This is a genomic window from Mucilaginibacter puniceus (genome assembly GCF_054783175.1).
The window spans coordinates 987,351-1,000,424 of sequence record NZ_BAAGRB010000002.1 but is presented as its reverse complement, the minus strand read 5'-3'; the positions used below and the strand labels follow the sequence as shown (position 1 = coordinate 1,000,424).

Sequence of the window (13,074 nt, the reverse complement as noted above, 5' to 3'; positions counted from 1 at the left end):
TATAGCTTTGCTAACGTTTATAAAACAGTGAAAAATATAGCTACATGTATTAAAATATTAGTGCTGGTAATTTTAACCGGCATAGGTTTATCATCCTGTAAAAAGGATGGCGATATAGTAGTTGTATTGCCGCGAGCTGATTTAAATGCGGTTAATGCCAATAATTACCCCATTAATGTATATCAAAATGGTACAAGGTTAAATAATTTGGGCAGCATAGGTACAGGGGGTCAATCGGGTTATTTTTCGGTAACCGCTGGTACACAACAATATCAAGTTAAAAAAGCCGGTCCTGATAATCCCGGCTATTTGATAAGTGATCTGGCTTTAAAACTGGATTCGGCTAAAACTTATTCGTTATTTGTTGCCGGTGATACGCCTGATAAAGTATTTGCGTTGAAGGATAGTGTGCCATCAGTTCCAGGAACCCAGGCAACTGTTAGGTTTGTAAATACATTGCCCGGTACAACTAATTTAGATGTTACCATTGGCACAACCAATTATCCTAACAAAGCTTTTGGAACATCTACTGAATTTATTGGTATTACCAGTGGGGCAAATAGTTTAAAAATTTACCAAGCCGGGTCAACAACACCCCTCATTGATCAAACTATAACCTTAACAGCGGGTACAATTTATACTATATTTACTACCGGTACGTTAGCAGGTACAGGCACGGATAAGCTCACGGCCAGGATGATCATCAAATAATAATGAACAAAAGCAATGCTCCTTTAAGTTTACTTTTTATAGCCATGGTAATTACACTGGTAATACCTTTTATTGCTTCGTGCGGAAAAACGGAAACTACGGTTACACCAACTACTAATACGCAATTACAGGTATTAAACTTAAGCACCGATCTGCTTCCGGTAAACCTATACGTTAACTTGCAAAAAAGAAATGCTCAATACAGGTATCCAACACCATCAGGGTATTTTTCATTAGGGCCTTTGGATACACTTTTTCAAATACGGCGGGTGGTAATAGGCAATAACAACAGTTCTGTTAATGAAATTTCTATTGACACCACTTTAAAAAGCAATGTAAAGTACACCCTGTTTATCACAGGTTTTAAAGCAACTAATAGCATTAGCCATATATTTATCAGCGATACTTCGGCTGCGCCATCCAGTGGGCGAGGCAAGGTAAGGTTTGTAAATGCTACCGCGGATAGCAGTATATTTAATATTACCGCAAATGGCACCCCTATTTTTACTAACCAAAAATATAAGCATGTATCAAAATTTATAGAGATGCCGGCCGGTATGTATAATTTTAAGATATATAACCAAACATCAACTACAACCATTTTATCCGAGTTGCCTAACGTGACCGTACTTGATGGCAAACTATATACATTATACTGCCGCGGAATAGTAGGCCGTACGGATACGGCTGCATTTGGTATGGGGGTATTAAATAACAGATAGTTGTAAAAGATTAAAGATTGACGATTAGTTTTGTCAATGCAACCTTCACTAATCTTTAATCTTCAATAAACTGATCTTTGATCCTTAATCACTAATTTCGCACAAAAATCAACAACCATTGGAAATAGTAAAACTGGGTATCGACTTTATTCTGCATATTGATAAACACCTTGCAGAGATCATCAGAGATTATAATACGGCAACTTATTGGATATTGTTCCTGATCATATTTGCCGAAACAGGTTTTGTAGTAACCCCCTTTTTACCCGGCGACTCGTTGCTGTTTGCTGCAGGAGCTTTAATAGCAGCAGGGGGCACCGGTTTAAGTATTGGCGTTTTGGCCGTATTATTAATTGTAGCGGCATTTGCCGGTAATACAGTTAATTATACCTTGGGTAACTACTTGGGGCACCAGGTATTTAAGCCCGGTAACCGGGTTTTAAAGCTGGAATATTATAATAAAACCAAAGCCTTTTTTGATAAACACGGTGGCAAGGCTGTAATATTTAGCCGCTTTATGCCTATTATACGCACCATTGCACCATTTGTGGCGGGAGTAGGGCGTATGCCGTTTGCCAGGTTTAGCTTATTTAATATTGTGGGTGCAGTATTATGGATTGTGCTATTTTTATATGCCGGATTTGCATTAGGTAATGTTCCGTTTTTTAAGAATAACATATCATTAATAGGTCTTGGTATTATTGTGATATCCCTTATCCCGCCTGTTGTTGCAGCCATAAAAAGCCGGACAAGTAAATGATTATTTTCGCGATCTAAAATCAGCCTCTTCTTTTTTTATTTTTTGGAGGGCCGTTGCAGTTAAAGGTTGTTTGATTAGTTTATTCAGATCGGGTTGCCCGGCATCTACCCAGGCCGAGTACCAATAACTGCCAATTTCCAATATTGCTGATCGCATCCGCCGTTGCACCATACCCTTTAATAGTTTTTGATAGGCGCGGCTGTACTCAACCGAGTAATCAGTAATCCACCTGTTGCCGCGTTTTACGTGTACTATCTTTTTATTTGCAGGAAAGCTTTTGTTGAGTAAACGCTCCATCCGCAAAACAGAATCTACCTCGCTGTAGGATGTGCGGCAAATTTTAAAAGCCTCGGCCAAAGGGTTTTCTATATACCGGGCTTTGCCAATATAGTAGCTATAGCTGTTACCAAAAAGTTCAGGTATCCGGGTTTCAAATAAAGCATGTATACCCGTTTGATTGCTTAGCTGCCCATCATAATTCTGGGTGAGGTGCAACGGCACATGCGCATCAGCAATATAATGCCCCAGGTTGGCCGATGCGGTTAGTATGGCCAAGGTATCATGCGCCTTAAAAGCATTAACCAGGCGATAATAGGTGCGCTGTATGGTCCATGGTACGGTGCCTTGTTTGTTTAAACTGTCTTCGCTGTATTTAACTACTGCATCGGCCCAGCGTTGTGGTATTTTGATAAAAGGTTTTTTGCCATAATGGTCGGCGTTTAAATAATGGCGTGGTGCTTCGGTGGTATCTACATAACGCTTTTTATCAGCACTAACGGCATGCTCGGTAATAAATTGAATATTGGCTTTATAAAACCCCGCCATGCTTTTGGGCAAGATAAACACGGCCAACCGGTTTATTTTATAATGCGCAAAGAAACCCCAGGATGAGGATAAAACGATAAGAAACAATCCGGCTATAAAACCAGCAATACGGTTCATCGGCGTTAAGGTTTTGCGCTAAACTTTTTTTGCTTACCAAAATAATCATCATCCAGTTTACCATTGCCATCAAAATCAATAATACCGGTGAAGGTGGCTACGTTATTATTGATGCTTACATGTAATTTGGTATTACTCTTATCAGGGAGTAATTGTACCATAGTAAGCGAATCGTTTTTTATAGACCAGGTACCTGAAGTCCGCCTGATAAGGCTATCTTTAAGATTGAAATACTCTGAATAATAACTGCCATCGTTTTTAAAATGGGTACGGATAGGTTTAATGCCCAACTTGGTTTCCCAATTGGTGGAGTCGGCCTCTACAACTGCAGGTTTAACTTTGTCGTTGATGTTCCTTTTTATTCGCAGAGCGATATTTCTCCACTCGCCAATAAGTTGTTGTTTTAGCCCGGGTTGTTGTAAGCCATTTTTTGTAAACGAGCTTACAGTTATAAAGCATATTAAACTGATTGAAGTGATAAGTAGTATTGAACTTTTGACCTTCATAAAATTGTGATTGGGTAGTAACAGGTTACAATATAAAAATTTAGGATTTTTAATCCTAAAAACTATTTTAAAAAAGGCATTTGATTTTATAATAATTCGTCATATATTTGCAGTCCTTAAATAAGAATAAGAATATAAGCTAAAATGGCAAATCATAAATCATCATTAAAAAGGATCAGGTCTAACGCTGCGAAGCGCTTACGTAACCGTTACCAGGCTAAAACTACAAGAAACGCTATCAAGAGATTGAGAAGCACCACCAGCAAAGCTGATGCGGCTCCTTTATTATCTAAAGTGATCTCTATGCTTGACCGTTTAGCTAAAAAGAATGTAATTCACAAAAACAAAGCTTCAAACAATAAATCGAAGCTGACTAAATTTGTTAACGCTTTAAGTTAATCAATTAGGTTTTTCAAAATATTTGGAAAGCGATGAGTTTACTCATCGCTTTTTTTGTTGTTTGAATTTTCGCCATCGACTCACCCGGTCTACGCTTCGCTAGACCACCCTCTCTTCCGCAAGCGGTAAAGAGGGTCCACAGGCCAACCCTCTTTCTGCCAAAGGCAAAGAGAGGGTCGACGAGCGTCTTAGCGATGTCGGGGTGAGTAATGGGCAAGCGATATCCTAAATTTCCAATCTCTTCAAAATCAAAGTTATTTTTTCTACTTTAACCTCGTGGAAAAAAACTACGACAATAAGATCAGTATAAAATCCTGGGCCGAAGAGGACCGCCCGCGCGAAAAGCTAAGCACGCAGGGCCGCCGATCGTTAAGTGATGCCGAGTTGATTGCTATATTGATCGGGTCGGGGAGCCGTACCGAATCGGCTGTTGAGTTAAGTAAGCGTATCCTCCACCATTACGATAATGACCTAAATAAGCTTGGCAAAGCATCTATAAGTGAACTTTCGCGGTTTAAAGGCATTGGGGAAGCTAAGGCCATATCTATTATTGCCGCGTTGGAGATTGGCCGCAGGCGAAATGAAACCGAAGTGAAGGTGCAGGATAGCATCAGCACCAGTGGCGATGCCTACAAAATTATGCGCCGCCATTTGATGGACCTTAACCACGAGGAGTTTTGGATACTGTTGCTCAATCAATCGGGGAAATTAATAGCTAAGGAACTAATTAGTAAAGGTGGGTTGACAGGTACAGTTGCCGACCCCAAAATTATATTCAATATCGCTTTACAACATTCTGCCGCGTCTATTATGATGACGCATAATCATCCATCGGGCAATTTAAAACCCAGCCAGCTGGATATTGATCTCACAAAAAAAATAACTGCCGCCGGCAGATTGCTGGATATCAAAGTGCTTGACCATTTAATTATTACCAACGAAGGTTTTTATAGCTTCGCTGATGAGGGTATTATTTAAGATATCGTTTAAATAATCTATCTTTATTTTATCAACCAATTATAAAAAGAAGACATGTATAATCATTTCAAATCAAAACTACCGGCGGTAGCTTTATTAGCTGTGCTAATAAGCGCGGCAGGATGCGAGCAAAAGGCTGCAACCGATGCATCATCCACAGCAGATACAACAACGGCACCAAAATTTTTAAATGAACCTTTAATAAAGGAGATTTTTACTGCCGACCCATCTGCGCATGTATTTAATGGTAAAATTTATATTTATCCATCGCATGATATTGATGCCGGCATACCTAATAATGATAATGGCGACCAGTATGCCATGGCCGATTACCACGTACTGTCAATGGATAGCATTGGCGGTAAAGTAACCGATAATGGTGTTGCTTTGGATGTGAAAGATGTACCCTGGGCCAGCAAACAAATGTGGGCTCCTGACGCGGCGTTTAAAAACGGCACTTATTACCTATACTTCCCGGTGCGCGATAAGCAAGGTGCTTTCCGTATTGGTGTAGCTACTTCAAAAAGCCCTGTTGGTCCGTTTAAGGCCGAGCCTAAACCTATTGAAGGTGCTTATAGTATTGACCCTGCTGTATTTACTGATGATGATGGTACCAGCTATATGTACTTTGGTGGTATTTGGGGCGGACAGTTGCAAAAATGGGCCACCGGTAAATATGATGCTAACGGCTCAACAACCGACCTGAAAAAAGACGAAGAGCCTGCATTGAGCGCTAAAGTGGCTAAGTTAAGTAAAGATATGCTAACCCTTGACGGCAAAGCTGAAGATGTAGTTATTGTAGATAAAGACGGTAAACAACTGTTGGGCAAGGACCACGACAGAAGATTTTTTGAAGGTGCTTATATGCACAAATTCAATGGTAAATACTATTTTACCTATTCAACCGGCGATACGCACTTCCTGGCTTATGCTATTGGCGATAAACCAATGGGTAAATTTGTTTACCAGGGTATCTTTTTGAAACCGGTGCAAGGCTGGACCACTCACCACTCTATAGTGGAGTTTAAAGGCAAATGGTACCTGTTTTATCATGATACCCAAATATCAGGCGAAAACCATTTAAGAAACGTTAAAGTGACGGAGTTGGATCATAAAGCTGATGGCAGCATTGGGTTAATTGATCCATTTGTGAAGTAATACTATTTCCTAAATGTCATTTCGAGCGTAGCGAGAAATCTATACACATGCTACTAACGCGTGCATGGATCTCTCACTATCGTTCGAGATGACAATAAAAAAAAGCCGCTTAGAAACTAAGCGGCTTTTTATTTGCCAAAAATTCACCAATGTCTTTGCCAGTTCGCACCAAGTTTTGTTCTGTATTTTTTATAGCGGTTTGCAAATCAACAGGTTCAGGGTTAATATTGATCAATTGTCTAAAATACTCACTCAATTGCGCACTATCCTGTTGAGGTATTTTACCCGCCACACCTATCACCGGGATATTGTGCGCTTTGGCTAATTTAGCTACACCAAACGGGCCCTTGCCTTGCAGGGTTTGCTCGTCAATACTGCCCTCGCCCGTAATAACCACATCGGCTTTTTGCAGGGAAGCCTCAAAATCGGTCAGCTTTAAAAAGTAGTCGATGCCGTTTACCAGTTGTGCATTTAAAAAAGCGTGTATACCTGCAGTCGAACCACCCGCCGCACCGCCGTATTTCAATTCGGCCATGTTTTTGCCGAATTGCTCTAAGGCAGTCTCGCTGAAACTGGTTAACACCTGCTCCAGTTGCTTAACATCTTCAGGCGAAGCCCCCTTTTGCGGGCCAAACACCGCAGCCGCGCCTTTGTCGCCCAACAGGCGGTTATCTACATCGCAAATAACTACAATCTCGGTATTTAAGATGCGTACATCCAACCCGGAAGTATCAATTGTTGCCAGATATATCAAGCTGGCAGGATTGGGTTGCAATGCGTTTCCATCTATATCCCAAAACTGTACACCTAAAGCACTTAATATGCCGCAACCACCGTCAACCGTAGCCGAGCCGCCCATCGCCAGGATGATCTTATCAACACCTTTACCTAACGCGCTTAAAATCATTTGCCCGGTGCCATAGCTGCTGGCTTGCATGGGATTTAATTCCCCGGGTTTTAATAACCGTAGGCCCGATGCATTGGCCATTTCAATAACTGCGGTTTTGCCATCCTCTATGAAGCCAAATGAACCGTTTATTGGTCGGCCTAAAGGATCGTTAACCGTTACATTTACCAAACTGCCGTTAAGTTTATCCAGTATCAAATCGCCTGTGCCATCGCCGCCATCGGCAATAGGGAAGCATTCGGTAGTGCAATGCAATTTGCTTTCAAGCAAGCCCCGTTGCAAGGCTTTGGCAGCAGCTTGCGCGGTTAAACTGTTTTTAAAAGCATTGGGAGCAATTAGGATATGCATTACACTAATATATAAGATAAAATATATACCATCGCCAACGTGGTTAACCCCATTAACAAAGTAGCTACCGAGTACACTTTTAACATCGTCTTTAATTCCAAACCCGAAAATTTGGCGATAACCCAAAAATAGGCATCATTAGCATGCGATATCATCATGGAGCCTGCGCCCATAGCTAACACGCAAAGTAAATGCCCATTAGGTGTATCTAAACCCAAAGCAGGCAATAGTGGTACAACAATAGATGCCGCTGTAATGATAGCCACCGTTGAAGATCCTTGCGCGGTTTTTAAAACAAAGGTGAGCAGGAACGGGAAGAATAAGCCCATGCTGCCCAAAGCCAAAGCCTGGCTCAGGTGGTCGCCTAGTTTAGTAGCGGCCAGTATGGCCCCAAACGCACCGCCCGCGCCAATAATAATTAATATGCCGCCCGCTTTTTCCACGCCATCATGTAATAGCTTGCTTATGCTTTCTTTATTCCACGATTTTTTACAGTTAAAGGCTAATAATACACCAATAGCTAACGCCAACACCGGGTCGCCCAGGGATAGGAATAGGGTTAGCCATTGGCTATTCAATGCAGGGTCAACCGCTATAAATGATTTTAAGGATATTAATAAGATGGGTACAATAACCGGTAAAAAAGATTTGATAACGGATGGTAACTGCGCGTTTTCTACTAATACTTCGTCTTCATGCTCAACCGTATCAGGCAATTTTTTGCCCATGTAGTTGGCCCATAAATAACCAACTGCCGCGGCGGGGATGGCTATTATGATACCTATCAATATCAGCCTGCCAAAGTCAACGCCTATCAATCCTGCTGCGGCCGCCGCGCCCGGGTGAGGCGGAATTAAGCAATGCACCGAGTATAATCCTGTTGCTAAAGACACCGCCATAATAGCCATAGGCGTATGGGTACGTTTGGCTAATGACTTATTTAACCCGCTTAAAACAATATAGCCCGAATCGCAAAAAATGGGTAAGCCTACAACGAACCCGGTTAATGCCATGGCAAGCGCCGACCGTTTTTCGCCAACCTTGCGCATAATGTAGGTGGCCATTACCTGTGTGGCGCCTGTGTATTCTAATAAAACACCCAGCGTAGTACCCAAGACGATTATGAGCCCCAGCGATTTCATAATATTGCCAAAGCCATCTTTAATGGTAGTGATCACTACATCAACCGGCATTTGCACGCCCAGGCCCACTACAAAGCAGGATAATATCAGCGCGAAAAAAGCATGTACCCGGTATTTGGAGGTGAGCAATACAATTAGCGCAATGCCAATAAGCAGGCAAATTAATACCTGGGTTAATGATGCTGACGGTAGGGTTGGGGACATATATTTTAAAAATAATTGTCATTTCGAACGAGGAACGAGAGAGAAATCTATGCACGTGCAAATCAATGTATAGATTTCTCACTACGTTCGAAATGACATGGTGGATATTATTTAATTGACATCGCTTTTGCATTCCTGGCTACCTCAACATCTGCCGCTACCTGTGGCGTAATATTAGCCCAGTGGAATTTTTGATTATAATTATCTTTCCAGTGCTTGCCGTCCTGGTCCGTCATGTGTACCAACGGCATATCTAAATAAATAGGGCGCGTTATGGCTGCAACTTGTTCCCAATAGCCCAATGCTTTTTGTAAATGCGTTACCGCATTTTGCTTGTTGTCTTCGCCGCCTTTGGTGCGGTAAGTTTGTAGCGCCACACCACCACGTATTTTCTCGGCCAAACTTAAACCCAGGTATGACCATGTTTTAATATCGGCCACCTCATACATTAACGCGGTGTTTTTTGTGGTGTTGATATTTTTAACCAAATCCAATGCTTTATTACAATCGGCTTCTAATTGATCAGCCAGTTTAAAAGGCGTTATCTTATCACCAAAATTGCCTCCTTTTACATAATCAGCAATTGATACATGTGCGTTACTGTCAAGCACCGGGCGTTTAATTTGTTCATCAACCGAAATATATTTTAACGTTTTATCTCTACCCATTTGCGCCATCATGCCCTCGGTATAAATGGTTAAATCAAAGGTAAAATCATAGTAGGAGGTGATAGCCATTGGTGTTTTACCGGCCAATGATGATGCTGCTAACAGGTTTTTGCCTTCTGTACCATACCTGCGGGTAAATTCATCCTGGAATATAGCATCGGGCGTTTCCGGGTTATATAACAACCTTCCCCATATTTTATAATAAAGCCATTGGCGCTCAAACGCATATTTCCAATCTACTTTGATGTTGGGGTTAGTAAAGTAATCCTTAGCAGGTATATAAGTTTCTGACCCGATGAAATAGCCGCCATTATAAGGATGGCTGTTTAGGGCGATATGTTCGCGCACAAAACCCGGTACTCCCCAACGAAGGCAAAAAAAGTCTTCATTACGTGCTGTCCAGGTTACTTTATAATCTTTTGGTAACGGGTTAAAGTAAGTGTCGTACAACTTGCCACCATGCACTTTGATGAGTTTTGGGGTAGATGTAGAGTGCGACCAATTATATTTCAAATCGGCAAAAACAGGTTTAATAATAAAAGGCTCGGCGGCGTCCATTTCAATGGCTTTACGGGTTAATTTTTCAGTTTCTATACTCGTAACACCCAACGAACCTGTAGTGCTTGAAAAAGGAATACGGTGCACCAACTTTACCTTGCGACCCGATAGGCGCATACCTTCCATATAAACTTCACGCATCCAGTCTTCGCGGCCTTGCGATGTCATGCCACCCATACCTTCGCCTAAAGTGTAACCTAAGCCGGTCAGTTCAGGGTATTCCTGCAAGGTTTGGGTAATGCTTTCGCGGGTATAGCGTTTTACAATTTCTGATGTATTGCCATCTAAGAAGAAATCATGGTCCAGGTTAAGTGGCTTGGTATTATGCGCCTTAGCAAAGGCAGGGCTCACAAATATGTTAAACGGAATTAAGTAGGTATCAATCCCTCTCTCTTTTGCCATACCAAATATACCATGAAACAGCGTTTGCCATTCTTTTAATTCTTTGTCATTAAATTGAGTAGCCTCCGGGAAATTTTTGGCTTTGATCATGTAATTAAACGGGTGCAGGTTCCATACACTTAGCGCGTTCAAACGGTTATCTACCATCATATCTAAAAACGCCTTCCAGTAATTCAGGTCGCGACAGGTTTCATAATGTTGGTCAAGCGCCAGTTGGTGGCGGTAGGTATCCCACGGCAAGTCATATTTAACGGCGCGTAACAGGTAATGCGCCTTTTCGCTCCTGGCTTTTATATTTTTTAGGCTGATGTTGTTATCCAGGTCCTCGGCAATGGATAAACTGCCGTAGATCATACCTGTGCCATCGCCGCCATTAACAGTAATTACATTACCCCGTGGCTGAATATTGTAGGCTTCCTTTTCCAGTTTGGCATCCTGCTTAATATTTATGGTATAAGTTGCTGAATTGGCTTTTATTGAATAGCCCTTTTTAGATAAAGCTTTGCCCAACCTATCAGCAGCGTAACGTGCCTGCAGCGATGATCTGTCAAAAATCAACTTTACGCTTTGAGCGTAAGCGTGAGTTAAAAATGCAATAGTAAAAACTAAACAAATAATTTTTTTCATGAAGTAGGATTATAAATGGTTTGACAGGGGATAACAAAAGTACAAAGTAAAACTACTTATTATACGATATAGTTGCCCAACCAAAAAATTAACACAATATGAATATTACGGTGTTGATTAAGCAGCGATTTATATTTTTATGAATATCACAGAGTTATTAGCAGAAGCATTACGTTTATTTATATTAGCCATACCTATAGCATGCATTGCCTGGACGGTAACGCACGAAGAGGTTTTTAGAGAACCAAGAGAGTATTGCATAGATAGAAGTAAAAAAGGTAGAACCATTATTACCCGCAAGTTTTTTTACCTGTTTACCTGCGAATACTGCTTTAGCCATTATGTTACTGTATTAATTTTACTCATTACCAATTTTCAATTATTATATGAAGACTGGCGTGGCTATTTAATAGCAGGTTTTGCTTTAGTATGGATAGCTAACGTATACATGAGCCTGTTTGCAATAATTCGTATCGATCTTAAAAAGGAAAGAATAGAAGCCGAATTAGAAGAAAAACAGATGGAAAATAAGGACTAATCTAATCCGGGTGCCAACAGGTCAGGATCAACAGCACCTTCATTGGCATGGGTTATTTTGCTCAGGTTGTACTGCATCTCTCCATTTATTTCGCTGCCCTTTAACAAGCCCAATTCATACAAATGGGTTAATACATCGCCGGCTAATACTATAAAACTATCTACATCCACACCCTCTTCCAGTTGTGCCATTTCGGTAGCCACATCATTAACGGTACCTATACCAATTTGAGCAAGTGCAAAAAGTACCCGATCCTGTTCAGGATCATTAATATCATAATGTGCCGGTATATGCAACGGTTTATACGCTTCGCGGAAAGATTCGTCTGATAGTGCCATGTTTCTAAAACAGGCGAAAAGAGAAATGTTTTTAAATCTGATCTATTTTGTTTTCAAAGAACATTTTATAGCCTCTCGGCTGATAATTTTTTACCGGTACTTACAAATTTACGGAGTATCCCGCTTTAATATGGTGGCACTGCGTTGTCATTGCAAGGAATCAGATGGAGTTTTCCAAACTGTTCCAATTACAAAAATGGAACACCTGTAGGTTGTAATTGGTTAGGTTTTTGCTTTATATATCAAAATTATCTACCATGAAAAGCGAAACTAAAAAAACACCTAAAAAGCAAAATAAGCAACCGGGGATAGAAGCGAAAATGGATCCGGTGCCACAATATATAAAACCAACTTATAAAGCGGCGGGTAAACTGGCAGGCAAGGTAGCCCTGGTTACAGGCGGCGATAGCGGTATTGGTCGCGCGGTTAGTGTGCATTTTGCCAGGGAGGGTGCAGATGTGGCTATTGTATATCTAAATGAAGATGTTGATGCCCTGGAAACCCAAAAACTGGTTGAAGCTACCGGCCGCAGGTGCTTATTGTTAAAAGGCGATGTAAAAAGCAGTAAGTTTTGCAAAAATTCCGTTGCTAAAACTGTAAAGCAATTAGGGAAACTAAACATCCTGGTAAACAATGCTGCCATACAGCTACCACAAAACGATCCCAAAAAAATAGACGAAAAGCAAATGGATGATACTTTCAGGACCAACATCTATGCTTACTTCCATTTTGCAAATGAAGCTTTACAGGTTATGCAGGAGGGGGATAGCATTATAAATACAACATCGGTTACGGCTTATCGCTCATCGCCACATTTGATAGATTATTCATCAACAAAAGGCGCTATTACATCTTTCACACGGTCATTAGCAACCAACCTGGCCGCCAGGAAAATCAGGGTTAATGCAGTTGCCCCGGGGCCGGTTTGGACCCCACTGATAGTGGCATCATTTGATGAAGAAAAGATAAAAGAATTTGGAAAAGACACACCTATGGAACGTGCGGGCCAACCATCTGAACTGGGCCCGGCTTATGTTTTTTTGGCGTCTGATGATGCATCTTACATTACCGGACAAATCATTCACGTTAATGGCGGCGAGGTTGTAAACGGCTAAGTTTTGCGTGGTTAAGCGGGCATGTTTTATAAAAAATACATAGTTTAGCCA

General features: G+C 41.2%; 14 protein-coding genes. 8 read left to right on the top strand and 6 right to left on the bottom strand.

The window, feature by feature from the left end; all coding sequences use genetic code 11:
- Positions 1 to 27 precede the first annotated feature (27 nt).
- The 3 genes from ACYVJ6_RS11500 (at position 28) to ACYVJ6_RS11490 (ending at position 2,193) form a co-directional block, all read left to right on the top strand.
- Entirely contained in the window at positions 28 to 711 is a 684-nt protein-coding gene (locus ACYVJ6_RS11500; protein WP_460694208.1) for a DUF4397 domain-containing protein, read from the top strand.
- A gap of 2 nt (positions 712 to 713) precedes the next feature.
- Positions 714 to 1,433 (top strand): DUF4397 domain-containing protein, encoded by a 720-nt coding sequence (locus tag ACYVJ6_RS11495; RefSeq protein ID WP_460694207.1) that lies wholly within the window; start codon positions 714 to 716, stop codon positions 1,431 to 1,433.
- A gap of 118 nt (positions 1,434 to 1,551) precedes the next feature.
- Entirely contained in the window at positions 1,552 to 2,193 is a 642-nt protein-coding gene (locus ACYVJ6_RS11490) for a DedA family protein (RefSeq protein ID WP_460694206.1), read from the top strand.
- Here the strand turns inward: ACYVJ6_RS11490 and ACYVJ6_RS11485 are convergent, their stop codons facing one another.
- Together ACYVJ6_RS11485 and ACYVJ6_RS11480 are read right to left on the bottom strand one after the other, a co-directional pair.
- A complete protein-coding gene (locus ACYVJ6_RS11485) occupies positions 2,194 to 3,135 on the bottom strand; it encodes a zinc dependent phospholipase C family protein (RefSeq protein WP_460694205.1) in 942 nt (313 codons plus the stop codon).
- Positions 3,136 to 3,140: 5 nt separating this feature from the next.
- Positions 3,141 to 3,641, bottom strand: a complete 501-nt coding sequence (locus ACYVJ6_RS11480; RefSeq protein ID WP_460694204.1) for a hypothetical protein — start codon at positions 3,639 to 3,641, stop codon at positions 3,141 to 3,143.
- A 144-nt stretch (positions 3,642 to 3,785) separates the two neighbouring features.
- Here ACYVJ6_RS11480 and rpsT point away from each other — a divergent pair, with 144 nt between their 5' ends.
- The 3 genes from rpsT to ACYVJ6_RS11465 all read left to right on the top strand — a co-directional run bounded on the left by rpsT (position 3,786) and on the right by ACYVJ6_RS11465 (position 6,176).
- Positions 3,786 to 4,040 (top strand): 30S ribosomal protein S20, encoded by a 255-nt coding sequence (gene rpsT, locus ACYVJ6_RS11475; RefSeq protein WP_460694203.1) that lies wholly within the window; start codon positions 3,786 to 3,788, stop codon positions 4,038 to 4,040.
- 276 nt (positions 4,041 to 4,316) lie between these two features.
- Positions 4,317 to 5,018, top strand: a complete 702-nt coding sequence (gene radC / locus ACYVJ6_RS11470) for a RadC family protein (protein ID WP_460694202.1) — start codon at positions 4,317 to 4,319, stop codon at positions 5,016 to 5,018.
- Between the two features lie 54 nt (positions 5,019 to 5,072).
- The gene (locus ACYVJ6_RS11465) at positions 5,073 to 6,176 is read left to right on the top strand and encodes a glycoside hydrolase family 43 protein (RefSeq protein WP_460694201.1); all 1,104 of its coding nucleotides are present in this window, start codon (positions 5,073 to 5,075) and stop codon (positions 6,174 to 6,176) included.
- Between the two features lie 109 nt (positions 6,177 to 6,285).
- On the opposite strand, the gene ACYVJ6_RS11460 is transcribed toward ACYVJ6_RS11465, so the two are convergent.
- The 3 genes from ACYVJ6_RS11460 to ACYVJ6_RS11450 form a co-directional block, all read right to left on the bottom strand.
- Positions 6,286 to 7,431 (bottom strand): glycerate kinase, encoded by a 1,146-nt coding sequence (locus tag ACYVJ6_RS11460; protein ID WP_460694200.1) that lies wholly within the window; start codon positions 7,429 to 7,431, stop codon positions 6,286 to 6,288.
- The gene (locus ACYVJ6_RS11455; protein ID WP_460694199.1) at positions 7,431 to 8,777 is read right to left on the bottom strand and encodes a GntP family permease; all 1,347 of its coding nucleotides are present in this window, start codon (positions 8,775 to 8,777) and stop codon (positions 7,431 to 7,433) included. Before ACYVJ6_RS11455 ends, ACYVJ6_RS11460 begins: the two co-directional genes overlap by 1 nt.
- A gap of 107 nt (positions 8,778 to 8,884) precedes the next feature.
- Complete coding sequence (locus tag ACYVJ6_RS11450; protein ID WP_460694198.1) at positions 8,885 to 11,032, bottom strand: glycoside hydrolase family 20 zincin-like fold domain-containing protein; 2,148 nt, start codon at positions 11,030 to 11,032, stop codon at positions 8,885 to 8,887.
- A gap of 139 nt (positions 11,033 to 11,171) precedes the next feature.
- On the opposite strand from ACYVJ6_RS11450, the gene ACYVJ6_RS11445 reads away from it, so the two are divergent.
- Complete coding sequence (locus ACYVJ6_RS11445) at positions 11,172 to 11,570, top strand: hypothetical protein (RefSeq protein WP_460694197.1); 399 nt, start codon at positions 11,172 to 11,174, stop codon at positions 11,568 to 11,570.
- Here ACYVJ6_RS11445 and ACYVJ6_RS11440 read toward each other — a convergent pair.
- Entirely contained in the window at positions 11,567 to 11,908 is a 342-nt protein-coding gene (locus ACYVJ6_RS11440) for a hypothetical protein (protein ID WP_460694196.1), read from the bottom strand. The two genes, ACYVJ6_RS11445 and ACYVJ6_RS11440, sit on opposite strands and share 4 nt — an antisense overlap.
- 257 nt (positions 11,909 to 12,165) lie before the next feature.
- Here ACYVJ6_RS11440 and ACYVJ6_RS11435 point away from each other — a divergent pair, with 257 nt between their 5' ends.
- Positions 12,166 to 13,023 (top strand): SDR family oxidoreductase, encoded by an 858-nt coding sequence (locus ACYVJ6_RS11435; protein WP_460694195.1) that lies wholly within the window; start codon positions 12,166 to 12,168, stop codon positions 13,021 to 13,023.
- Positions 13,024 to 13,074: the final 51 nt, after the last annotated feature.

What these genes read in the sequence shown, in the direction of transcription:
- ACYVJ6_RS11495 (WP_460694207.1), top strand. Translation starts at nt 714, where the DNA reads ATGAACAAAAGCAATGCTCCTTTAAGTTTACTTTTTATAGCCATGGTA.
- ACYVJ6_RS11485 (WP_460694205.1), bottom strand. Translation starts at nt 3,135, where the DNA reads ATGAACCGTATTGCTGGTTTTATAGCCGGATTGTTTCTTATCGTTTTA.
- ACYVJ6_RS11480 (WP_460694204.1), bottom strand. Translation starts at nt 3,641, where the DNA reads ATGAAGGTCAAAAGTTCAATACTACTTATCACTTCAATCAGTTTAATA.
- rpsT (WP_460694203.1), top strand. Translation starts at nt 3,786, where the DNA reads ATGGCAAATCATAAATCATCATTAAAAAGGATCAGGTCTAACGCTGCG.
- ACYVJ6_RS11465 (WP_460694201.1), top strand. Translation starts at nt 5,073, where the DNA reads ATGTATAATCATTTCAAATCAAAACTACCGGCGGTAGCTTTATTAGCT.
- ACYVJ6_RS11460 (WP_460694200.1), bottom strand. Translation starts at nt 7,431, where the DNA reads ATGCATATCCTAATTGCTCCCAATGCTTTTAAAAACAGTTTAACCGCG.
- ACYVJ6_RS11455 (WP_460694199.1), bottom strand. Translation starts at nt 8,777, where the DNA reads ATGTCCCCAACCCTACCGTCAGCATCATTAACCCAGGTATTAATTTGC.
- ACYVJ6_RS11450 (WP_460694198.1), bottom strand. Translation starts at nt 11,032, where the DNA reads ATGAAAAAAATTATTTGTTTAGTTTTTACTATTGCATTTTTAACTCAC.
- ACYVJ6_RS11445 (WP_460694197.1), top strand. Translation starts at nt 11,172, where the DNA reads ATGAATATCACAGAGTTATTAGCAGAAGCATTACGTTTATTTATATTA.
- ACYVJ6_RS11440 (WP_460694196.1), bottom strand. Translation starts at nt 11,908, where the DNA reads ATGGCACTATCAGACGAATCTTTCCGCGAAGCGTATAAACCGTTGCAT.
- ACYVJ6_RS11435 (WP_460694195.1), top strand. Translation starts at nt 12,166, where the DNA reads ATGAAAAGCGAAACTAAAAAAACACCTAAAAAGCAAAATAAGCAACCG.